General features: G+C 72.3%; 20 protein-coding genes. 11 read left to right on the plus strand and 9 right to left on the minus strand.

The genetic code is table 11. The features are described from left to right. The first annotated feature begins 241 nt into the window (after positions 1-241). The 4 genes from ACFHWU_RS00655 (at position 242) to ACFHWU_RS00670 (ending at position 3,655) form a co-directional block, all read left to right on the plus strand. Positions 242-1,402: a hypothetical protein gene (locus ACFHWU_RS00655; RefSeq protein WP_416589575.1), complete on the plus strand. Its 1,161-nt coding sequence runs from the start codon at positions 242-244 to the stop codon at positions 1,400-1,402. A 107-nt stretch (positions 1,403-1,509) separates the two neighbouring features. Then, positions 1,510-2,250 carry an ABC transporter ATP-binding protein gene (locus ACFHWU_RS00660; protein ID WP_416551772.1) on the plus strand — a complete coding sequence of 247 codons (741 nt, stop codon included), beginning with the start codon at positions 1,510-1,512 and terminating at the stop codon, positions 2,248-2,250. Continuing rightward, complete coding sequence (locus ACFHWU_RS00665; RefSeq protein WP_416551771.1) at positions 2,247-3,002, plus strand: ABC transporter permease; 756 nt, start codon at positions 2,247-2,249, stop codon at positions 3,000-3,002. Before ACFHWU_RS00660 ends, ACFHWU_RS00665 begins: the two co-directional genes overlap by 4 nt. A gap of 26 nt (positions 3,003-3,028) precedes the next feature. Next, on the plus strand, positions 3,029-3,655 hold the full coding sequence (locus tag ACFHWU_RS00670; RefSeq protein WP_416551770.1) for a TetR family transcriptional regulator: 627 nt from the start codon (positions 3,029-3,031) through the stop codon (positions 3,653-3,655). A gap of 16 nt (positions 3,656-3,671) precedes the next feature. Here ACFHWU_RS00670 and ACFHWU_RS00675 read toward each other — a convergent pair whose 3' ends face one another. Further along, a complete protein-coding gene (locus tag ACFHWU_RS00675) occupies positions 3,672-4,421 on the minus strand; it encodes a DUF2470 domain-containing protein (protein ID WP_416589576.1) in 750 nt (249 codons plus the stop codon). 74 nt (positions 4,422-4,495) lie between these two features. Between ACFHWU_RS00675 and rpsD the strand changes: the two genes are divergently transcribed. Then, positions 4,496-5,107 (plus strand): 30S ribosomal protein S4, encoded by a 612-nt coding sequence (gene rpsD / locus ACFHWU_RS00680; RefSeq protein ID WP_416551768.1) that lies wholly within the window; start codon positions 4,496-4,498, stop codon positions 5,105-5,107. A gap of 64 nt (positions 5,108-5,171) precedes the next feature. Here the strand turns inward: rpsD and ACFHWU_RS00685 are convergent, their stop codons facing one another. Continuing rightward, a complete protein-coding gene (locus tag ACFHWU_RS00685) occupies positions 5,172-6,905 on the minus strand; it encodes an ABC transporter ATP-binding protein (protein ID WP_278174553.1) in 1,734 nt (577 codons plus the stop codon). Between the two features lie 113 nt (positions 6,906-7,018). After that, on the minus strand, positions 7,019-8,950 hold the full coding sequence (locus tag ACFHWU_RS00690; protein ID WP_416589577.1) for an ABC transporter ATP-binding protein: 1,932 nt from the start codon (positions 8,948-8,950) through the stop codon (positions 7,019-7,021). A 175-nt stretch (positions 8,951-9,125) separates the two neighbouring features. Here ACFHWU_RS00690 and ACFHWU_RS00695 point away from each other — a divergent pair, with 175 nt between their 5' ends. The 3 genes from ACFHWU_RS00695 (at position 9,126) to ACFHWU_RS00705 (ending at position 11,088) form a co-directional block, all read left to right on the plus strand. Continuing rightward, on the plus strand, positions 9,126-9,755 hold the full coding sequence (locus tag ACFHWU_RS00695) for a TIGR03085 family metal-binding protein (protein ID WP_416589578.1): 630 nt from the start codon (positions 9,126-9,128) through the stop codon (positions 9,753-9,755). A gap of 87 nt (positions 9,756-9,842) precedes the next feature. Further along, positions 9,843-10,787 (plus strand): terpene synthase family protein, encoded by a 945-nt coding sequence (locus ACFHWU_RS00700; RefSeq protein WP_416551765.1) that lies wholly within the window; start codon positions 9,843-9,845, stop codon positions 10,785-10,787. A gap of 172 nt (positions 10,788-10,959) precedes the next feature. Next, entirely contained in the window at positions 10,960-11,088 is a 129-nt protein-coding gene (locus ACFHWU_RS00705; protein ID WP_416589579.1) for a hypothetical protein, read from the plus strand. Positions 11,089-11,246: 158 nt separating this feature from the next. On the opposite strand, the gene ACFHWU_RS00710 is transcribed toward ACFHWU_RS00705, so the two are convergent. Both ACFHWU_RS00710 and ACFHWU_RS00715 read right to left on the minus strand, forming a co-directional pair. Further along, the gene (locus tag ACFHWU_RS00710) at positions 11,247-12,641 is read right to left on the minus strand and encodes a S8 family peptidase (RefSeq protein WP_416589580.1); all 1,395 of its coding nucleotides are present in this window, start codon (positions 12,639-12,641) and stop codon (positions 11,247-11,249) included. 267 nt (positions 12,642-12,908) lie between these two features. Beyond that, positions 12,909-14,123 carry a S8 family peptidase gene (locus ACFHWU_RS00715; RefSeq protein ID WP_416567976.1) on the minus strand — a complete coding sequence of 405 codons (1,215 nt, stop codon included), beginning with the start codon at positions 14,121-14,123 and terminating at the stop codon, positions 12,909-12,911. A gap of 370 nt (positions 14,124-14,493) precedes the next feature. On the opposite strand from ACFHWU_RS00715, the gene ACFHWU_RS00720 reads away from it, so the two are divergent. Then, on the plus strand, positions 14,494-16,320 hold the full coding sequence (locus tag ACFHWU_RS00720) for an AMP-dependent synthetase/ligase (protein WP_416568010.1): 1,827 nt from the start codon (positions 14,494-14,496) through the stop codon (positions 16,318-16,320). Between the two features lie 25 nt (positions 16,321-16,345). On the opposite strand, the gene ACFHWU_RS00725 is transcribed toward ACFHWU_RS00720, so the two are convergent. Next, the gene (locus ACFHWU_RS00725) at positions 16,346-17,806 is read right to left on the minus strand and encodes a PLP-dependent aminotransferase family protein (RefSeq protein WP_416567977.1); all 1,461 of its coding nucleotides are present in this window, start codon (positions 17,804-17,806) and stop codon (positions 16,346-16,348) included. 59 nt (positions 17,807-17,865) lie between these two features. On the opposite strand from ACFHWU_RS00725, the gene ACFHWU_RS00730 reads away from it, so the two are divergent. Then, positions 17,866-18,597, plus strand: a complete 732-nt coding sequence (locus tag ACFHWU_RS00730; RefSeq protein ID WP_416567978.1) for a YczE/YyaS/YitT family protein — start codon at positions 17,866-17,868, stop codon at positions 18,595-18,597. Here ACFHWU_RS00730 and ACFHWU_RS00735 read toward each other — a convergent pair. Then, on the minus strand, positions 18,572-20,089 hold the full coding sequence (locus tag ACFHWU_RS00735) for a beta-N-acetylhexosaminidase (protein ID WP_416589581.1): 1,518 nt from the start codon (positions 20,087-20,089) through the stop codon (positions 18,572-18,574). The genes ACFHWU_RS00730 and ACFHWU_RS00735 overlap by 26 nt on opposite strands. Positions 20,090-20,145: 56 nt before the next feature. On the opposite strand from ACFHWU_RS00735, the gene ACFHWU_RS00740 reads away from it, so the two are divergent. After that, positions 20,146-20,622, plus strand: coding sequence for a hypothetical protein (locus ACFHWU_RS00740; RefSeq protein ID WP_416589582.1), 477 nt, complete (start codon positions 20,146-20,148; stop codon positions 20,620-20,622). 33 nt (positions 20,623-20,655) lie between these two features. Here ACFHWU_RS00740 and hisF read toward each other — a convergent pair whose 3' ends face one another. Both hisF and priA read right to left on the minus strand, forming a co-directional pair. Next, positions 20,656-21,438 (minus strand): imidazole glycerol phosphate synthase subunit HisF, encoded by a 783-nt coding sequence (gene hisF, locus ACFHWU_RS00745; protein ID WP_416551758.1) that lies wholly within the window; start codon positions 21,436-21,438, stop codon positions 20,656-20,658. Continuing rightward, positions 21,435-22,181 carry a bifunctional 1-(5-phosphoribosyl)-5-((5-phosphoribosylamino)methylideneamino)imidazole-4-carboxamide isomerase/phosphoribosylanthranilate isomerase PriA gene (priA, locus tag ACFHWU_RS00750; protein WP_416551757.1) on the minus strand — a complete coding sequence of 249 codons (747 nt, stop codon included), beginning with the start codon at positions 22,179-22,181 and terminating at the stop codon, positions 21,435-21,437. Before priA ends, hisF begins: the two co-directional genes overlap by 4 nt. Positions 22,182-22,203: the final 22 nt, after the last annotated feature.

Below are 22,203 nucleotides of genomic sequence, written 5' to 3' on the forward strand. Positions count from 1 at the left end.
CGGTGCGCCGCCACGGTCCAGGTCTGCGGGCACGCCCACTGCTCGGCGGACCGAATCCCGGTGCCCGCCGATCGCACCTTTCCGCTCAGGTTCCACGCCTGAGCCGGCGATGTGTGTCCGCCGGGCCTGTCGGCCGTGGCCGACGCAGCGAGTCGGCGCACCACCCAGCACCACGCCCGTGCGGACGGCTCCGGTCACCCCGGGACCGGGTCGCCCCGCCGAAGCGGACGGAGGATCAGCAATGCAGCCCACCCCCACCCCTGCGCACACCGGGCCGGTGAAGCCGGACGAGACCGGCACAGGTCCGGGTCCCGTGCACGGCACTCCCGTACCGACGCCCCGACCCGCCCTCGACGACAATCCGATCAACGAGGCGACGACGGAGATCCCGATGATCGTGCCGAAGCCGGCCCACCGCAACGGCCCAAGCCCGTTGCCGCCGATCGCCACACAACTGCTCGGCGGCGACGGCGAGGTGACCGGCGAACCGGCCGGTGACTCCGCTGACGACGACCGGGACGCGCCGGCTGCCGCAACGACGCCGGCCCAGGGTGTCCCCCCGACACCGGCAGCCGGCCAGGCGGACGACGGCCAGGCGGACGGGCAACGGGCGGACGGGCAACGGGCGGAGACCGACGCCGAACCGGCCGGGGAGGATTCCGGGCCGGTCGAGCAGGACCCCGCAGCCGACGACCAGGACGGGAACGGCGATGGGGATCCGACAGCCGGCCCGGCCGGCGGGACCGACGAGCCGGCCGACACCGATGTTCCAGCGAACCAGACGGTCGAGCCGGATGGGACGGACGAGGCGGACCGGCCGACGGACGAGGCGGACCCGGATGACGACGAGCGGTCGGGACCGACAGCCGAGACGGACGACGACCCGGCCGAGGACGAGGAGACCGTCACCGCGCACGGCGACGCCGGTGACCTGTTCTACGCCGCCGCCGACGACGACCAGTTCGACGACGATGAGGACGACGAGGACTTCGGCGAAGATCCGAAGGACGACGAGGACGACGAGGAGCGGGCTGCCATGCTGACCACGATGGAGGAGACGACCGGGCCGGCGGCCGGACACGACGACCAGCCGGCAGTAGCCCGGCCGGCGAGACCGGGCGACGTAACGCTGCCACCGATCACCATCTGGACCGAGGACGCCGCCGACGAACTGCGCGACGAGTGGCACGAGATCAAGGCCCGGTTCGTCGACGAACCGGAGGTCGCCCTGGCGCAGGCTCAGTCACTGGTCGGGCACACCGTCCGTACGCTGGCCGAGCGGCTGCTGGCCGAGCAGGTCGAACTTGACCCGCACCGGCACAGCGAGACGCCGGACACCGAGTCGATGCGGATGGCGTTGCGGCAGTACCGGGAGTTCCTGGACCGGCTGCTGGCGATCTGACCGCTGCGGGCGGGGCGGCCCGTTCCGTCCCGCCCGCCCGGGTCGACCTGCCGAGATAATTCATCTATCGTTGAGTTCTACAACTGATGAGTTGTCCGGAGGCAGCCATGGACCCTGTCGTCGAGGTCACCGACCTCGTGGTCGACCGCGGCCGGCGCCGCGTGCTGCACGGCATCTCGTGCACCGTGGGCAGCGGCAGCGTCACCGGTCTGCTCGGCCCGAGCGGCAGCGGTAAGAGCACCTTGATGCGGGCGGTCGTCGGCGTGCAGACCGTCCGGTCCGGACAGGTCCGGGTGTTCGGCCAGCCGGCCGGGGCGCCACAGCTGCGGCGTACCGTCGGGTATCTGACCCAGGCGCCCAGCGTCTACGCGGACCTCACCGTCCGGGAGAACGCCCGGTACTTCGCCGCGCTGTACGGCCTGCCGGCGGCCGACGCCGACCGGGCCGTGGCGGACGTCGGCCTGGCGGCCGCCGCCGGGCAGCTGGTCGCCGACCTGTCCGGCGGACAGCGCAGCCGCGCCTCGCTGGCCTGCGCACTGGTCGGCCGCCCCGAACTGGTCGTGCTCGACGAGCCGACCGTCGGCCAGGACCCGGTGCTGCGGGCCGAGCTGTGGGCCCGGTTCCACGCTCTCGCCGCCGCCGGCACCACCCTGCTGGTCTCCAGCCACGTGATGGACGAGGCCGGCCGGTGCGACCGGCTGCTGCTGATCCGCGACGGGCGGCTGATCGCCGACGACACACCTGCGGCGGTGCGCGCCGCCGCCGGCACCGACGACCTGGACGAAGCGTTCCTGCGGCTGATCCGCGACCGGCAGCCAACCGACCCGAGCCGAGGAGCAGACCGGTGAACCCGAGGATCCTGGCCGCCACCGTCGGCCGCGTGCTGCGCCAGCTGCGCCACGACCGGCGTACCGTCGCGCTGCTGGTCGTCGTACCGGCGCTGCTGCTGACCCTGCTTCACTACATGTACGGCGACCAGCCGGCAACCGGCGGGCAGCCGATGCTGTTCGACCGGGTCGCCCTGGTCATGCTCGGCGTCTTCCCATTCGTGATCATGTTTCTGGTGACCAGCATCGCGATGCTGCGCGAACGCACCAGCGGCACCCTGGAACGACTGCTCACCACCCCGCTGGGCAAGCTGGACCTACTGTTCGGCTACGGCCTCGCGTTCGGGCTCGCGGCGGCGGTGCAGGCCACCGTGGCCAGTGCTGTGGCGTACTGGCTGTTCGACCTGTCCACCGCCGGCAGCCCGGCGCTGGTGATCGCGATAGCGGTGCTCAACGCCCTGCTCGGCGTGGCGCTCGGCCTACTATGCAGCGCCTTCGCCCGCACCGAGTTCCAGGCCGTACAGTTCATGCCGGTGGTGGTGATCCCACAGCTGCTGCTCTGCGGCCTGTTCGTCGCCCGCGACGAGATGGCCGGCTGGCTGGAGGCGGTCAGCAACGTCCTGCCGCTGTCCTACGCCGTGTCGGCGTTGACCGAGGTCGGGGCGCATCCGGAGCCGACCGCGACGCTCTGGCGTGACCTGACCGTGGTCGCCGGGGCGGTGGTGGCCGCGCTGGTGCTCGCCGCCGCGACGCTGCGCCGCCGCAGCGGCTGAACCAGACGCGACAGGAAGCGGTACTGATGGCACGACGCACCGGCCGGCGACCGGGCAACCCGGACACCCGCGAGGCGATCCTGGCCGCCGCCCGGCAGGTCTTCGGCGAACGTGGCTTCGACCAGGCGTCGGTGCGCGCCATCGCGGCGGCGGCCGGCGTGGACCCGGCGCTGGTGCACCACTACTTCGGCACCAAGGACAACCTGTTCCTGGCCGCGATGGACGCGCCGGTGGATCCGGGCGAGCTGCTGCCGCAGGCGCTGGCGGGCGGGCCCGAGCAGGTCGGCGAACGGCTGGTCCGACTGGTGCTGGGGGTCTGGGACTCGCCGGCCGGAGTGGCTGCCCTGGCGCTGCTGCGGTCGGCGTTGACCAACGACTGGACCGCCCGGCTGATGCGCGAGTTCGTCACCACCCAGATCATCCGACGGGTGCTCGGTCAACTCGACCTGGACCAGGCGGAGCTGCCGGTCCGGTCCGCCCTGGTGGCCTCGCAGATGGCCGGCCTGCTGGTGGTTCGGTATATCCTGCGGTTGGCACCGCTGTCCACCATGGCGGCCGACGAGGTCGCCGCAGCGGTCGGTCCGACGATCCAGCGCTACCTGACGGGGCCGCTGACGACAGCGGCCGGGGCGGCCGAGACGACGTCGGGCTGAGCCCGCGCCGCCCGCGTCAGGCGGCGGCCGGTGGAGTGCAGCGCCGGCAGAGCACCGGGTGCAGCAGGCGGGCGAGTTCGGCGCGGTCACGTACCGGGGCCGGGAAGGCCAACCGGGCGCGCGGCCCGTGCGGGCCGAGCGCGACCACGAACCCGTACCGGTCCATCCGGACGACCTGCGGATCCCCGGCCAGCGACCGGTGACCGGCGTCGCGCAACTGCCGGCGGATGAACGCGGTCATCTCGGCTCGGTGGTGGTCGGCGAGGTCGACGAGCAGCTCCGACTCGATGGCGCCGATCGGGTCGGGCTCGGCGGCGGCGTACACGTCCGGGTCGACGTCGATGGTGACGCCGCAGCGTTCCAGCCGGACCTCGGCCACCTCCATCCGGAAGATGGTGGCACCCCGGCCGACGTCGAGCAGGTCGGGGCAGGCGTGCACGTCGGCGAAGTCCAGCGCGGCCATCCGGGCAGGGGCACCGTCGAGCGGGCCGACCCAGCCGGACACCCAGACCCGGCCGTGCGTCGGCGAACCGGCCACCGGCGGTACGTCGGCCACCTCCAGCACCACGGCGGTGTCGTCGGTCCCGGGGACGGGTCGCAGCGCGCCGTCGAGTAGGTCGGACCCGGCGGCGAGCAGCAGGATCCGCCCCATCGGGTCGGTCGCGTGCCGTACGGCGTGCGGTCCGGGGCGGCAGGCGACGTGCGCCATGCCGGGCAGCCGGCCGAATGCCATCGTCCGGGCGATCTCCGCGGGACTGGGCTGCATGACACGGACCTCCGAGATCAGTTAGGCTCACCTTAGTGAGGGCAGGCTAACCTACTGAACCCGGAGACGTCCACGTGAACCACCCACGACCCAAGGCGCGAATCTCCCGCGCCCTCGGCATCCCGCTGACCCGCAAGTGCACCCGGTACTTCGAGCGGCGCCCGTACCCGCCCGGCGTGCACGGTCGCGCCCGCCGCAAGCCCTCCGACTACCAGGTACGGCTGCTGGAGAAGCAGCGCCTGCGGCACCAGTACAACGTCAGCGAGACCCAACTGCGGCGCGCCTTCGACGACGCGGTCCGCGGCACCGGCAAGACCGGCGAGGCCCTGGTCACGTTGTTGGAGCGACGCCTCGACGCGATCGTGCACCGGGCCGGCCTGGCTCGCACCATCTACCAGGCACGACAGCTCGTCGCCCACGGCCACTTCACCGTGGACGGTCACAAGGTGGACCGGCCGTCGTACCGGCTGCGCCCGGGTCAGCTGGTCCAGGTCCGGGAACGCAGCCGGACCAAACCGCCGTTCCAGATCGCTGCCGCCGGGGCGCACGTCGGCGAGGGACCGGGTGCGCCGTACCTGTCGGTCAGCCTCGCCGAACTGACCGCGACCCTGGTCCGCGAGCCCGCCCGCCGCGAGGTGCCGATCATCTGCGACGAGCAGCTGGTCGTCGAGTTCTATTCCCGCTGACCCCGGCCGCCGCTCCCGCCGGACCCGGTGACCTGCCCCGGCGGGTACGGCGCGGAGCCGGCGGTCACCGGGTCTGCTCCAGCCAGGAGGCGAAGAGCCGACCGTAGACCGACTCCGGATCGGCGAGCAGTTCCTCGTGCGGGCCGCGCTGCACCACCCGGCCACGGTCCACGACGATCACCTCGTCGGCGGCCTGGGCGGTGGACAGTCGGTGCGCGATCGCCACCGTGGTCCGGCCCCTGGTCACCGCCTCCAGGGTCCGCTGCAGCCGCACCTCGGTCGCCGGGTCCACCGCGCTGGTCGCCTCGTCGAGCACCAGCAGATCTGGATCCGCCACGTAGGCCCGGACCAGCGCCACCAGTTGCCGCTCACCGACGCTGAGCGCCTCGCCGCGCTCACCGACCGGGGTGTGCACCCCGTCCGGCAGGCCGGTCACCCAGTCGGCCAGCCCCAGCTCCACGAAGGCGGCGGACAACTGCCCGTCGGTGAGCTCCGGGCGGGCGAACCGGACATTCTCGGCGACCGTCGCGTCGAACAGGAAACCGTCCTGCGGAACCATCACCACCCGGGACCGTAGCGACTCGAACCGGACCCGGTCGAGCGGTACACCGGAGAGCTTCACCTGCCCGGACACCGGGTCCATCAGCCGGGTGAGCAGCTTCGCGAAAGTCGTCTTGCCGCTGCCGGTCTCGCCGACCACCGCCACCCGGGTCTTTGCCGGGATCTCCAGGGTCACCTCGGAGAGCACCTGCGGCCCGCCCGGGTAGGCAAAGCAAACCTGCTCGAACCGCACGTCCAGCGGCCCGCCCGGCAGCTGCACCCCGTCGTCGCCCGGGTCGGCCACATCCGGGGCGACGTCCAGCACGTCGAGCACCCGCCGCCAGCCGGCGATCGCGTTCTGCGCCTCGTTGAGCACCTCGGTGGCGATCTGGACCGGCTGGATGAACAGGGTCACCAGGAACAGGAACGCGGTGAGCTGGCCGACGGTCAGCCCGCCGTCCACCCCCATCCGGACGCCGACCACCACCACCCCGGCCAACGCCAGACCGGCGGCGATCTCCCCGGTGGAGAAGCTGACCACGCTGGTCCGCAGCGCGCGCTGCTGGGCGCGGCGCTGCCCTTCGATCGCCTCGTCCAGCCGACCGGCGGTGCGTCGGGACACGCCGTACGCCCGGATCACCGCCGCGCCGACCACGCTCTCCGCGACCGCGGCGAGCAGCGCGCCGGTGCGCTGACGAACCACGCCGTACGCGGCCGCGAGCCGACGCTGGAACGCCCGGATGATCAGCAGCGCGGGGACGAACGCGGCGAGGACCACCAGGGTCAGCTGCCACGAGTAGACCGCCATCACGACCGCGGTCACCACCACCTGACCCATGCTGATCAGCAGGATGACCCCGCCCCACTGCAGGAACTGGGTGATCTGGTCGACGTCGCTGGTGACCCGGCTGACCAGCGAACCGCGCCGCTCGGACTGCTGGTGCAGCATGGACAGGTCGTGCACGTGACGGAACGCACGGGTCCGCACGGCGGCGAGAGCGGTCTCGCTGACCGTGAACAGCCGGCGCACCATGAAGTAGCCGCAGACGGTCGTCACGACCAGCACGGCGGCGGTGGCCGCGACGATCGTGCCCACCACTTCGAGATCGGGGCCGCCCGGCGCCCGCAGGCCGTTGTCGATCGCCTGCTGGACCGCGACCGGGATGGCGGCCCGGCCGATCATCGACACCAGCGCCAGCAGCAGGGTGCCGGCCAGCCCGGTCCGCAGCTCCGGGGAGAGCGCCAGCCCGCGGCGCATCGTCTGCCAGGTCGACTCGGATCTGCCCGCCAGTGGGTTGGCGGCCGGCCCGCCCGACGGGTCGACGGGGTCGCCTCGACGCTCGCCGCCGGCGCGGTCGACGGTGGGCGCGCTCACGCGACCACCTCCGCCGCCCGCGCCGGACCGCCACCGGGATCGCCGTCGGTGCCGGTCCGGGTCCGCTCCCGCTCCGCTTCCGCCTGCTCGTACGCGGTCACCAGGTCGTTGTAGCCGGGACAGCGGGCCAGCAGCTGCTGATGCGTGCCGTGGTCCACTACCCGGCCCTGGTCGAGGTAGACCACCTCGTCGGCGAGGGCGATGGTTGCCCGCCGGTACGCGACGATCAGAATCGACGTCGCGAACTCGGAGCTGCGCAGTGCGGCCAGGATCGCCGCCTCCACCCGGGGGTCGACGGCGCTGGTCGCGTCGTCGAGCACCAGCAGCCGGGGCTGCCCGGCCAACGCGCGGGCCAGGGTGAGCCGCTGCCGCTGGCCGCCGGAAAGCGTGGTGCCGCGCTCACCGACGACGGTGTCCAGCCCGTCGTCGAGCGCCGCTACGAACCCGTCCGCCTCGGCCAGCCGCAGCGCCGACCAGGCCACCTCGTCGGTCAGCCCGGGCCGGTCGAGAGTGACGTTCGCCCGGACCGTGTCGTCGAAGGCGAACGGCACCTGGGCGACCAGGGAGACCGTGCGGGCCAGCGAGCCGGCGGTCAGCCGGGGCAGTTCGACGCCGTCCAGCACGACCCGGCCGCCGGTCGGATCGACCAGCCGGGCGGCCAACGCGGCGATGGTCGACTTGCCGGCTCCGGTTGGCCCGACCAGGGCCACGGTTCGCCCGGCGGGCACGGTGAACGACACGTCACGCAGCACCGGCGGCAGCGCGCCGTCGGTGCCGGGCGCGGTGACCGCAGTCGGGTCGACGGACTGGTCGGCCGGGGCCGGCGCGGCGGGCTCGCCGACCGGGGGCCGGTAGCTGAACCAGACCCGGTCGAAGACCAGGCTCGCCGGGGTGCCGGCGGCGGGCAGTTCGGTGTCGCCGTACGGCATCTCGCCGGTGGCCGTGAGCACGTGCCGCACCCGGTCCCATCCGGCGACGCTGCGGGGCAGCTCGGCCAGCACCCAGCCGATCGCCCGGACCGGGAAGGCCAGCACGGTGAACAGGAACGCGACGCTGACCAGGTCGGCCACGCTGACCGCGCCCTGCCGCAGCCGGGCGGCACCGACCAGCAGCACGGCGAGGGTGCCAAGGCTGGGCAGGGTCTCCAGCAGCGGGTCGAACAACCCGCGCAGCCGGCCCACGGAGATCAGCGCGTCGCGCAGCTCGGCCGCCCGGCCGGCGAACCGGGCGGTCTCCTGGGCCTCCCGCCCCATGGTCTTGACCACCAGGGCACCGTCGAAGCTCTCGTGCGCGATCCCGCTGACCTCGGCCCGCAGCTGCTGTGCCCGGACCTGCCGGGGGGCCATCCGGCGCGAGTAGACCACGTTGAGGGCGAACAGCGCCGGGAACACCGCAAGCCCGACCAGTGCGAGCACCCAGTCGGTGGCGAACAGCGCGGCGATCGCCGTGACCAGCATCACCACCGTGCCGACGGCGAACGGTAGCGGGGCGACCGGGAACCAGGTCGCCTCGACGTCGGAGTTCGCGTTCGACAGCAGGGTGCCGGTGGGGTGCCGCTGGTGCCAGGACATTGGCAGGTCGAGGTAGCGGCGGGTGACCCGGCGGCGGTAGCTGGCCTGCAGACGGTACTGCATGAAGCCGGCGCCGAGCCGCCGGCCGAAGATGCCCACCACCTTGACCACGCTCACCGCCAGCAGGGCCGCCGCGCCGGCTCCGAGCAGGCCGGTCTCCACCCGCCCGGACTCGATCGACGGAACCACCACCTCGCCCACGATCGCCCCGACCACGTACGCGCTGGCGATGGTGAGCAGCCCGAACACGACGCTGCCGCTGACGCCGACGGTGAACAGCCCCGGCTGCTCGCGGATGCCCTGGCCGAGCACCCACAGGCCGCGGAGCAGGACGTCACGGCTTGTTCGATTGGCCACGCTACCCCCGACTGTAAGTCCTGGTCATCAAATCTCGTCCTTACCGACCCACGATGCCAGCGGGGTACGACGACTGTGGCCACCGCCACAGCACGCCCCCGGTCCCGGCACCCGACCCGGTACCACGACGTCGACTCGCTCGGCGCGCCGTCCGTCGCCCGCCTACGATCGGTTCATGGCGCGGTTCGCACAAATGGAACGTCATGCCCTGGCCGACCTGTTCCTTGCCGTTGGTCCGGATGCCCCGACGGTGAACGACGGGTGGACCACCCGGGACCTCGCCGCGCACCTGGTCGTCCGGGAGCAGCGGCCCGACGCGGCAGCGGGCATCTGGTTGCCGGTGCTGCGCGGCTACAGTGAACGGGTCCGGCTCGAACTCGCCGCCCGCCCCTTCCCCGACCTGGTCCGGATGGTCCGGCAGCCACCGGCGTGGAGCCCGGTGAGCAACCGGATCACCGACGAAGTGGTCAACCTGATGGAGTTCTTCATCCATCATGAGGACGTCCGACGGGCCCAGCCGGACTGGCACCCCCGGGACCTGCCGCCCGGCGAGCAGGCCGCGCTGTGGAAACGCGTCTCGGCGCTGACCAGGCTGCGGCTGCGCCGGTTCCCCGGCACGGTCACCGTCGTCGCCGACGGCTACGGGGACGTGGCGACCGGGACCGGCGGGGACCGGGTGTCGCTCAGCGCCCCGCCCGGGGAGCTGGTGCTCTTCCTGACCGGCCGACAGCGGGTGGCCCGGGTCCAGCTCGACTGCGCCGCTGCGGTCGAAGAACGATTGCGTAACGCCCGCTTCGGCTTCTAGCGGCGATCCTCGTCGTGGCCGGGCCGGACCGCGATGATGATCATACCGGTACGCCATCCCTCCCCTTGGCGGCCGGCTGGAGGCCGTATGCGCGCGTTCGCCCCGACGTCCGTGGTCGCCCCACCGTTCCGGCCCCGCGTCAACCCGTACCGGTCGACGCTCGCCAGGGCGTCGGCGGGCTGGGCGGACCGGCACGGGCTGACGGCTGATCCGCAGCGTGCCGCCCGGCTGCGCCGCGCCAACGCCGCCGAGTTGGCCGCCCGGGTCGCGCCCGACGCCGACGTCGTCCGCGTGCAACTGCTCAGCGACCTGTTCACCTGGCTGTTCGCGCTCGACGACCGCTGCGACGAGGACGGGCTCGGCACCGACCCGGGCCGGGTCGCGCCGGTGATCAGCCCGCTGATGCGGACACTCGACGGACCCGGTGCCACGCCACCGACCGACCTGGGCGACCGGTCGCCACTGGCGCTGACCCTCGCGGATCTGTGCCACCGGGTCCGCCGGCTGGGCCGGCCCGGGATCCTGCTGCGGTTCACCGCTTCGCTGCACCAGTACCTCTTCGCGCTGCTCTGGGAGGCCGGCAACCGCCAGCAGGGCCGGGTGCCGGCGGTCGCCGAGTACATCCAGATGCGCCGGCACGCCGGCGCGGTACTGCCCAGTTTCGCGCTCACCGACCTCGCAGAAAGCGGACTGCCGCATTCCCGTCACCGGGTTGACCCGACGCTCGCCAGACTGAACACTGTGGCGGCGGATCTGGTCTGCTGGTGCAACGACCTGTTCTCGTACGGCAAGGAACATGGCCAGGATCCCCACAACCTGGCCACCGTGATCGCCCACGAGACCGGCTACGGTCCGGCGGCGGCCCTGGCCACCGCCGCCGAATGGTTCAACGACGGTCTCGCGCTGTTCCTCCGGCTGCAGGCCGAGGTGCTGACCGACGCGCCGCCGCCGGTGCACCGCCTGGTCGCGACGCGACGAAACTGGATCCGTGGCACCTACGACTGGTCGGTGATCTCCAGCCGGTACCAGTGACCGGGCGTCGCACCGCCGGTGTGGACGGGATTCAGCCGTCCAGCTCCCAGCCGATCTCCGGCTGGTCACCGGCGCACACGGCGTCGACCTCGTGCTCCCCCGCCGGCCCCACGAAGCTCACCTCGACGTCGTCCTCCGGCGGTCGGAGCTGCCCGAGGACACCGTCCGGGTGGTGCGGCTCGACTTGCCGGACGGTCCGCCGGTGGGAATCGACGCCGAGGACCTGGCCGCCGCAGTCGACGCGGTGCTGGGCAACGCCTTCGCACACACCCGGACGGCACCGCATTCGCCGTCACGCTGACCGGCGCGACGACCGACGGCGCCGAGCGGAACCTTCACGATCAGGACGATGACCGCTGGGACGGCGACGGCCACGACCGCCGGGACCGCTCAGCCGCGGCGGCCCGAACGTGCCGGGCGCCGGGACGGGGTGATGTCCGTCCCGGCGGCCGGACGTGATCAGCCAATCGGTGCGGGCAGCAGCGGCGGACGCTGGGTCAGCGTCGGCACCGCGGTCAACGTCGGGCGCGGGGTGAGGGTCGGGCGCGGGGTGAGGGTCGGGCGCGGGGTGAGGGTCGGAATCACGGTCGGGATCACAGTCGGCCTGACGGTCAGCGTCGGTACCGGGGTGATGACGTTGCGGAACAGGACGTAGAGCAGCAAGTTCGGCGAGCCGGGCCCAGGGTTGACCACCACGTTCGGCGTGGCGATCCGCAGGATGAACGCGGACACCTGCGCCGGGGTGTAGTTCGGGTACGCCTGCAGCACCATGGCGGCCGCGCCGGCCACGTGCGGCGCGGCCATCGAGGTGCCGCTGATCGTGTTGGTCGCGGTCGGGCTGGTGTGCCAGGCCGAGGTGATCTGCGATCCGGGCGCGAACAGGTCCAGGCAGCGTCCCCAGTTGGAGTAGGAGGCCCGGTTGTCGTTGCGGTCGGTGGCCCCGACGGTCAGTGCGGTCGGGACCCGGGCCGGCGAGAAGTTGCAGGCGTCGGCGTTCGAGTTGCCGGCCGCCACCGCGTAGCTGACTCCGGAGGAGATCGAGGCGGTTACCGCGCTGTCCAGCGTTGCGCTGGCACCGCCACCGAGGCTCATGTTCGCGACCGCCGGCCGGCCTGCAGCGTTGGTGGTGACCCAGTTGACGCCGGCGAGGACTCCGGCGACGGTGCCGCTGCCGCTGCAGTTGAGCACCCGCACGGCGACCAGCCGGACCTTCTTGGCGACGCCGAACCTGGTGCCGCCGACCGTACCGGCGACATGGGTGCCGTGCCCGTTGCAGTCCGCCGCGGTGCCGCCGAACGCGTCGTAGCCGGGCACGGCCCGGGGGGACAGGTCGGTGTGGTCGAACCGGATGCCGGTGTCGATGATGTACGCGGTGACCGTCGAACCGGTGTTCGGGTAGGTGTAGGAGCGGTCCAGCGGCAGGTAACGCTGGTCGATCCGGTCCAGGCCCCAGGACGGCGGGTTGACCTGGGTGCCGGCCAGCGAGACGGTGTGGTTCTGCTCCACGTACGCCACGGACGAGTGCGCCGCCAGGCGACGGGCGGCGGCCTCGGAGAGCTTGATCTCGAAGCCGGTGAAGGCGGTCTCGTACAGTCGGTTGACCACGCCGCCGTAGGTCCCGGCGAGTTCGGCGGCGCGGGTCGCGATCCGGGCGGTCCGCATGGAGCGGGAGCCGCTCACCGCGCCGGCCTTCAACGCGACGATGTAGCTGCCCGCCACCGCGGTGGCACCACCCGCCTGGCGGATCTCGCCGGTGGGGGCGGCCGTGGCCGGCGGGGTGACCGTCATGGTGGCGACGGCTGCCGCCACGACCAGCACCAGGGCGCGCCGGACGTGCGTGCGCATGGGTGTCATCTCCGTCCTTCCTTCGGTCTTTTGTCCGCAGTAGTCGATCTACTGCGGACAGATGAACGATCGACGATGCCGATCGGACCGATCGTAGGGCGGAGCCTATTGACGACTTCCTATATTTCTTGAGTCATATCACTGACAGCATGCATCCGGCTACCCTAAGCGCCGTCGGAGTGTGGGCGAGATGCCGCAGGGTGCGGCCCCCGGGCGCTGGGGTGCCCAGGGGCCGCGCGCTGCTCGAGCTGTCGGGTCGGTCAGCGGATCACCGGATCAGTTGACCACGTAGAGCAGGCGGTTCGGCGAGCCGGAGCCCGCACCGGACACCACGCCGGTGGTGGCGTTGCTGACCAGGTAGCTGGTCACCTGGGAGGGGCTGTAGGAGGGGAACCGGCTGAGCACCAGAGCGGCGGCACCCGCCACGTGCGGAGCGGCCATCGAGGTGCCGCTGATGGTCCGGGTGGCGGTGTTGCTGTTGTACCACGGTGCGGTGATCGACGAGCCCGGCGCGAAGATGTCCAGGCAGCGGCCGTAGTTGGAGTACGACGCACGGGCGTCGCTGCTGGTAGTCGCGCCGACGGTGATCGCGCTGGAGACCCGGGCCGGCGAGTAGTTGCAGGCGTTGGCGTTCGAGTTGCCGGCCGCCACCGCGTAGCTGACACCGGAGGAGATCGAGTTCGCCACCGCGCTGTCCAGCGTGCTGCTGGCCCCACCGCCGAGGCTCATGTTCGCCACCGCCGGCTTGACCGCGTTGGCGGTGACCCAGTTGACCCCGGCGACGACCCCGGCGACGGTGCCACCGCCGGAGCAGTTCAGCACCCGCACGGCGACCAGCCGGACACCCTTGGCCACCCCGTACGCGCTGCCGCCGACCGTACCGGCGACGTGGGTGCCGTGCCCGTTGCAGTCCGCCGACGTGCCGCCGAACGCGTCGTAGCCGGCGCGGGCCCGCCCACCGAAGTCGTTGTGCGTGGTGCGGATGCCGGTGTCGATGATGTACGCGGTGACGTTGCTGGCCGTCGTGGGGTAGGTGTAGGCGTTGTTCAGCGGCCGGTTGCGCTGGTCGATCCGGTCCAGACCCCAGGACGGCGGGTTCGTCTGGGTGGCGGCGAGCGACACGGTGTGGTTCTGCTCCACGTACGCCACGGACGAGTGCGCGGCGAGCCGGCGGGCGGCCGACGCCGACAGCCGCGCCTCGAAGCCGTTGACCGCGGCGCCGAAGACACGGTTGACGGCACCGCCGTACTGTGCGGCGAGGCTGCCGGCCCGGTCCGCGACGGCGGCCGCGCGGGCTGCGTCACCCCGGGCTGCGACGGCGGCGTCGGTGAACACCACGATGTAGCTGCCCGCGACCGCGGTGGCCCCGCCGGCGAGCTTGATCTCCCCGGCCGGAGCGGCGGCCGCCGGGTTGCCGACGAGCGCGGTGGCGACGGCGGCGGCGCAGCCGGCCAGCAGTAGCCGGCGGCCAGTGGTACGGAGAACGGTCATCCCTGTTCCTTCCTGGATGCGGACACCCGCGTCGGCTTGTGGCCGTCTCGGTCGCGGGCGGGCGAGCGGGATATCGATTGATGAAATCCTATGCGTGAGCGTTGGCAGGTTTATATATCGATATCCCCATACCGCCGACGCATGGTTTCCGGTGGCCGGCGCCGGGCGCCGGCCACCGACCCCGAGGCCGGACACCGCCGGGCACGAGCGAACCAGCCCTTGACGAGGAACGACACCGCGAGGCTTGGCCGGGTTTGCCGCGCTGGGCGTGGCTTGGGGCTAGCCGAAAACCGAGCCTGGCACTACTGTTCGGTAACACAGAATTTACGTGACAGCGCTCACTATCACATATGCGGAGGCGACGGACCCGATGGCTCTCGACGTCCCATACCGGTCGATTCCCGACATGTTTCTGCAGCGGGTGGCTGCCACGCCGGACCGGAACGCGATCGCCGGACCCGCCCCCGGCGACTCCGGCCTGACCTGGATGACCTGGGCCGAGGTCGCCGGCCGGACCAGGGCGATCGCCGCCGGCCTGTACGCACTGGGCGTCGGCAACGAGGACCGGGTGGCCATCCTGGCCAACACCCGGATCGAATGGGTGCTGGCCGATCTCGGCATCATGTGCGCCGCCGGCGCGACGACCACGGTCTACCCCACCACTGAGCCGGCCGACGCGGCGTTCATCGTCGGCGACTCCGGCTCGAAAATTCTGATCGCCGAGAACCGTGCCCAAGCCGACAAGATGGCCGACGCGGACCTGCCGGCGCTGACCCACGTGGTGCTCATCGACGGAGCAGCCGACCCCGCCGCGACGGTCCCCCAGCTCACCCTGGCCGAGCTGGAGGAACGCGGCACCCAAGCACTCGCCGAGGAACCCGGCCTGGTCGAACGGATCGCCACCACCATCGAGCCGGAGCACCTGGCCACCCTGATCTACACCTCCGGCACCACGGGCCGGCCCAAAGGCGTCGAGCTGCTGCACCGGGGCTGGTGCTGGGAGGCCGTCGCCCAGTCCCAGCTGGGCATCATGAACCCCGACGACCTGCAGTACCTCTGGCTGCCGCTGTCACACTCGTTCGGCAAGACCCTGCTGTGCAGCATCATCCACGTCGGGCTGCCGACCTATGTCGACGGCCGGGTGGACAAGCTGGTCGACATGCTGTCGGTGGTCCGGCCGACGCTGATGTGCGCCGCCCCGCGGATCTTCGAGAAGGTCTACAACAAGGCGGTCGCCACAGCGCAGGAGGCCGGCGGCGCCAAGGCCCGGATCTTCGACTGGGCGGTCCGCGTCGGTCGCCAGCGGGTGGCCCTGCAACAGGCCGGCCGGCCGGTGCCGGGTGGGCTGAAGCTCAAGTACGCGATCGCCGAGAAACTGGTCTTCAGCAAGCTCCAGGCCCGCCTCGGCGGGCACATCAACGCGCTGGTCTCCGGTTCGGCGCCGCTGAGCCCGGACATCGCCGAGTTCTTCGCCGCCGCCAACCTGCCGATCTGCGAGGGCTACGGGCTGACCGAGGCGAGCGCGGCCAACTTCGTCAACCGGCCGGTCCAGATCAAGATCGGCACCGTCGGGCAGGCGCTGGGCGACCTGGAGTGCCGCATCGACGAGGACGGCGAGGTGCTGCTGCGCGGCGCACCGGTGATGCGTGGCTACCACAACCTGCCGGCGGAGACCGCCGAGGCGTTCACCGCCGACGGATTCTTCCGCACCGGCGACATCGGCAATCTCGACGACGAGGGCTTCCTGACCATCACCGACCGCAAGAAGGACCTGGTCAAGACGTCCGGCGGCAAGTACGTGGCACCGTCGCACATCGAGGGCCTGTTCAAGGCGGTCTGCCCGTACACCTCGCAGGCGGTGGTGATCGGCCAGGCCCGCAACTACTGCACCATGCTGGTCACCCTGGACCCGGACGCCATCACCGGCTGGGCAGCCGACGGGCCGCTGGCTGGCCGGCCGTACGCCGAGATCGTCGCCTCGCCCGAGGTGCACACTCTGGTGGCGGGCTACGTCGCCGAACTCAACGGCAAGCTCAACCGGTGGGAGACAATCAAGAAGTTCGCTATCCTCAGTCGGGACCTGACCATCGAGGACGGCGAGATGACGCCGTCGCTCAAAATCAAACGCCGGATCGTGGAGAACAATTTCGCCGCCGAGATCGACCGGATGTACGCCGGTCAGCTCGCCGAGATCTGACCGTGGGGTCGGGCACCAGCCGCCGTCAGGCGATCATGGCGGGCTCCCGCCACTGACGGCGGCTGGTGCGGTCAAGGTCGTAGCGCACGGCGGCGATCCGCCGTACCGCGTCGGTCAGCACCGGCACCGGCAGGGTGAACGGCAACCGCAGGAACCGCTCCAGGGTGCCGTCGATGCCGAACCTGGGGCCGGGGGCCAGCCGTACCCCGGACTCCTCGGCCGCTCGGGCGAGCGCGCTGGAGATCGGGCCGTCCAGCTCCGCCCAGAGGGTCACCCCGCCATGCGGCACGCTGACCCGCCACTCGGGCAACACGTTGGCCAGCTCGGTGAGCAGCGCGTCCCGCTGGGCGGTGAGCTGCGCCAACCGGGCCGGCACGATGGTGTCCGCCGCGGCCAGCAGGTGGACCCCGACCAGCTGGTCGAGCACCGGACCGGCCATGTCCACCCCGACCCGCAGGGCGGCGAGCCGCTGTACCAACGGCGCCGAGGCCCGTACCCAGCCGATCCGCAGCCCACCCCAGTAGGGCTTACTCATCCCCCCGATGGAGATCACCCGGGAGTGCCGATCGAAGACCGCGGTCGGCGGTGGCACCGGGGTGCCGTCCAGCGGCAGGTCCACGAACGACTCGTCGACCACCAGGTCGGTGCCGCTGGCGTGGGCCGCCGCGACCACCCGTTCCCGCAGCTCGGCCGACATCAGGTGACCGGTCGGATTCTGGAACTCGGGGATCAGGTAGGCCAGCCGGGGCCCGTCCTGTCGGATCGCGCCGAGCAGCAGGTCGGCGTCCCAACCGCCGCCGGCGGTGGTCGCCAGTCCGTGGGTGGCGATCCGGGCCCGACGGGCGGCGAGCGCGGCGAGCGCGTTCGGGTAGGTAGGCGACTCGACCAGCACCGGTGCGCCAGCTGGCAGCAGCAGCCGTAGCACCAGGTCGAGGGCGTGCTGGGTGCCGCTGGTCACCATGATCTGCTCCGCGCTGGTGGGCAGACCACGCCGGGTGTAGCCCTGGGCGACCGAGGCCCGCAGCTCGGCCAGCCCGGTCGGGTAGTAGCCGGCATGCTGAAGGTAGCGGGGCAGGTCTTCGGCGGCGGCGCGGGCCGCCGGCACCAGCTCGGGTGGGGCGGCCAGCGCCGCGTACCCCAGGTCGATCATGTCGGGGGCGGTCTCCGCGGTCCACAGCCCGGAGCTGGCCACCTGGTGTCCGGTGGGCAGCGTGGTCCAGCTGCCGGCCCCCCGGCGGCTGGTCAGGTGGCCGGTCTCCCGCAGACTGCGGTACGCGGCGGTGACGGTGGTCCGGCTGATCCGCAGCGCCTCGGCCAGTTCCCGCTCGGCCGGCAGCCGTACGCCGAGCGGCAGCCGCCCGTCGGCGAGCAGGCCGCGGACCGCCCCGGCCAACGCGGCGTAGTCCGGGTTGCGCCGCCGGCCGGGCAGGGCATGCCACTGGCCGAGCAGCCGGGCCAATTGGCTGCCCCGCACGATCACTGCCATAGCCAGTTGCCTCCAATTGGTCGTATCGCGATCGCCGATTGGCCTTCAATGTGGCATGCATGACCAAGATTGGCAACGGCGGTGGACTCCGCCGCAGACCGGACCCCAACCCCGGTCACCATCCCGGCGGCCGCCCCGGCCGCCACCCGGGTCGGCGACTGCCCCGACGGCTCGGACAGCTCTACGCCGGCCTCGCCCTGTACGGCGTCAGCATGGCGCTGATGATCGAGTCGGATCTCGGGCTGAACCCGTGGGACGTCTTCCACCAGGGGTTGACCCAGCTGACCGGGTTGAGCTTCGGGACCGTCACGGTGTTCGTCGGCGGAGCCGTGCTGCTGCTGTGGATACCACTGCGGCAGCGGCCCGGCCTCGGCACGGTCAGCAACGTGGTGGTGATCGGCGTCGCGGTGGACGCCGGTCTCGCACTGCTGCCCGCACCGACGCAGCTGCCGGTCCGGGGCGCGTTCCTGGTCACCGGGATCGTGCTCAACGGCCTGGCCACCGCCTTGTACATCGGGGCGCGGATGGGCCCCGGCCCCCGGGACGGGCTGATGACCGGCTGGGTCGCCCGGCACCCGCGCAGCTCGGTCCGGCTCGTCCGCACCGTGATCGAGCTGACCGTGCTGGCGTGCGGCTGGCTGCTGGGCGGCACCGGCGGGCTGGGCACCGTGCTCTACGCGGTCGGCATCGGACCGCTGGTGCAGTTCTTCCTGCCGCTGTGCACCGTACCCACCGGCGCGACCGCGCCCGAGCCGGTCCCGGCGGTCAGTCGTCCGGCGGACGGTAGCTGACGCCGACCCGGTCCAGCCGGCGCAGCTGCCCGGTCAGCCGACTACGGAACTCCGCCCACACCCCGGGCGGCACCGCGCCGGTGTCGTCGGTCGGCACCGGTCCGGACCAACCCACCTCCGCCAACGCGGCCAGCCGGGGGAAGGCCCGCCACCACACCCGCTGCTCGGTGGGCAGGTACTCGCTCCACAGCTGCCCCTGCACCCCGAGCACGTCGCCGGGCTGGAACCCGTACACCGTGCGCAGCGGCAGCACCCCGGCGATGGCCAACGGCTCGGCCGGATCGTCGGACTCGGCCCAGTCGAAGTACGTGTGGCTGTACGGCGCGGCAACCACCGGAAGACCGGCGGACCGGGCCAGGTCGATCCGGTCGATGCCCCGCCACGCGAAGACGGTGGACCCGCCCGGAACTCCCCGGTCGAGCAGTTCGTCCCAGACCGCGGTCCGCCGACCGTGACCGGCCAGATGCTCGGCCAGCCGCCCGGTCCACCAGCCCTGCAGGTCGGCCACCCGGGGCAGGCCGAGCTCGGTGGCCCGGGCGACGGCCGCCGGGTTCGCCGCCCACTCGGCGGTCGGCACCTCGTCCCCGCCGACGTGCACGTACTCGAACGGAAAGACCTCGACCACCTCGTCGAGGATGTGGTGCACGGCGGCCAGGGTGGCCGGTTCCAGGTTGAGTACGTGGGTGGAGATCCCCCAGGTCGTCCCGACGGCCAACCGGCGGGTCGGATCGTTGCCGAACTCGGGATAGGCCGCGATCGCCGCCTGAGCGTGCCCGGGCAGGTCGATCTCCGGCATGATCCGCACACCGCGCCGGGCCGCGTAGGCCACCAGGTCACGCAGCTCTGCCTGCCGGTACCAGCCGCCGTGCGGCACCCAGTCGCTGCGGCCGTCCCGAAGATGACCGGCCGGCGACGCCGCCCGGAACCCGCCCACCTCGGTCAACCGGGGGTACCGCCGCACCTCGAACCGCCAACCCTGGTCGTCGGTCAGATGCAGGTGCAGAGTGTTGAGCTTGTGCATGGCCAGCACATCGACATAGCGGTAGAGCAGCGGCAGCGGGTGGCACCAGCGGGCCACGTCGAGCAGCGATCCCCGCCACGGGTACGCCGGCACGTCGACGATCTCCACCGTCGGCAGCCGCCACGGCACCCCGGTGACCGGACCGGCCGCGTACACCTGGTCGGGCAGCAACTGACGCAGCGTCTGCACCGCCCAGCGCAGCCCGGCCTCGGCGGCGGCCACCGCCCGGACCCCGGACGGGTCGACCCGCAGCCGGTAGCCCTCGGCACCGAGCGCGGGATCGTCGCGCACCAGCAGACTGATCACGCCATCGCCGGGCGCCCCCGCTGCCGCCAGCGGCAGCCCGGTCGCCGGGGTGAGCAGTTCGCGCAGCAGGTCGGCGACGCCGGCCGGCGCGCACACACCGGTCGTCGCCTCGAGGGTGAAATGCCCGGCCGCACGGATCAGCCGGGTGGGACGCGGCAAAAGCATGTCCACAGCCAAGCACAGGAGTTCCGCCCGCGCGCCCGGCGCGGCATCATGGGCAGATGATGGACGAGGGGTGGGCTTGGTCGGACGCGTGGATCTTCGTCTCGACGGTCATCGCGGGCAAGGTGGGTCGGCACCGCAGGTCTCCGCTGAGCCGCCGGCCCGAAGGGGTACGCCTGGTCGACGTGCTCACCACCGCCGAACACCTCAACCAGGCGATCCCCACCCGGGAAGAGATCGAGACCGGGGTACGCCGGCTACTCGGTGCCGGGCTGGTCTCGGTCAGCGACGGCTGGTTCCAGGTGACCGAGGCCGGTGAACGGCTGTGGCGGGACCGGCCACGCAGCGGTCTGACCACCACCGTGGACAGTGTGCACGGGGTGCTCGACCAGCGGTACACCACCGCCGAGGCCGACTGGCAGCTGGACGACCAGGACCACGCCGCCGCGATGCTCGAATACACCGGGCGTTTCCTACCGCCGGCGCCCCGGCGTCCGGTGGAGAACTCCGCCGCCGCCCGGCAGGGCCGGGCCTGACCTCGGGCGGGTCGACAGGGCCGGCTATGGCGGTCAGCGCACCGGGTGGCCGGCGTCGCGCAGCTCCCGTTTGACCGCGCCGATGGTCAGCTCGCCGAAGTGGAACACACTCGCGGCGAGGACCGCGTCGGCCCCGGCGGCCACCGCCGGCGGGAAGTGCGCGGTGGCACCGGCCCCGCCACTGGCGATCACCGGGATGTCGACCACCGCCCGTACCGCGGCGATGAGTTCGACGTCGAAGCCCGCCTTGGTTCCGTCGGCGTCCATCGAGTTGAGCAGGATCTCCCCGGCGCCCAGTTCGGCGCCGCGCCGTGCCCAGGCCACCGCGTCGATCGCGGTCCCCCGCCGACCGCCGTGCGTGGTCACCTCGAAACCGCTGGGCGTGTCACCGCTGGCCACCGTCTGCGGCCCGGCGCGGCGCACGTCCAGGGACAGCACCAGCACCTGCCGGCCAAACCGGTCGGCGATCTCGGCGATCAGATCGGGTCGGGCGATCGCCGCGGTGTTCACCCCGACCTTGTCCGCTCCGGCGCGCAGCAGCGTGTCCACGTTCTCCACCGACCGCACCCCGCCGCCGACGGTGAGCGGGATGAAGACCGACTCGGCGGTCCGACGGACCACGTCCAGCATGGTGCCGCGGGCGTCGGAGGAGGCGGTGACGTCGAGGAAGGTCAACTCGTCCGCGCCGGCCGCGTCGTAGGCTGCGGCCAACTCGACCGGGTCCCCGGCGTCACGCAGGTCGACGAAGTTGACCCCCTTGACCACCCGGCCCGCGTCCACGTCGAGGCAGGGGATCACCCGGACCGCGACGGTCACGCCGAGGCCTCCGATCGGCCGGCGTCGCGCAGCGCGGCGAGCGCCTGCGCGACGCTGAACGCGCCGGCGTACAACGCCTTGCCTGCGATCACTCCCTCCACCCCGGCCGATTCCAAAGTGGCGAGCGCCCGCAAATCATCCAGGGTGGACACACCGCCGGAGGCGATCACCGGCGCGTCGGTCCGCGAGCACACCTCCCGGAGCAGGTCCAGGTTCGGTCCCCGCATGGTGCCGTCCTTGGTGATGTCGGTGACGACGTACCGCGCGGCCCCGGCCTTGTCCAGCCGTTCGAGGATCTCGAACAGGTCACCACCGTCACGGGTCCAGCCTCGAGCGGCCAGCGTACGGCCACGCACGTCCAGGCCGATCGCCACCCGGTCGCCGAACTCGGCGACGATCCGGTCGCACCAGACCGGGTCCTCCAACGCGGCGGTGCCGATGTTGACCCGGGCCGCGCCGGTGCCCAGCGCGGCGGCGAGCGACTCGTCGTCGCGGATCCCGCCGGACAACTCCACCGCTACGTCGATCTGCCGGACCACCTCGGCGAGCAGATGGGCGTTGCTGCCCCGACCGAAGGCGGCGTCGAGGTCGACCAGGTGGATCCACTCCGCCCCGTCACGCTGCCAGGCGAGCGCCGCCTCCAGCGGATCACCGTAGGAGGTTTCGCTACCGGCCGCGCCCTGGACCAGGCGGACGGCCTGGCCGTCGGCGACGTCGACAGCGGGAAGCAGGGTCAGGGTCACGGATTGTCTCCTCGAAGGTGGT

This window comes from Micromonospora sp. LOL_015 (genome assembly GCF_048060275.1).
Lineage (GTDB): Bacteria > Actinomycetota > Actinomycetes > Mycobacteriales > Micromonosporaceae > Micromonospora_E.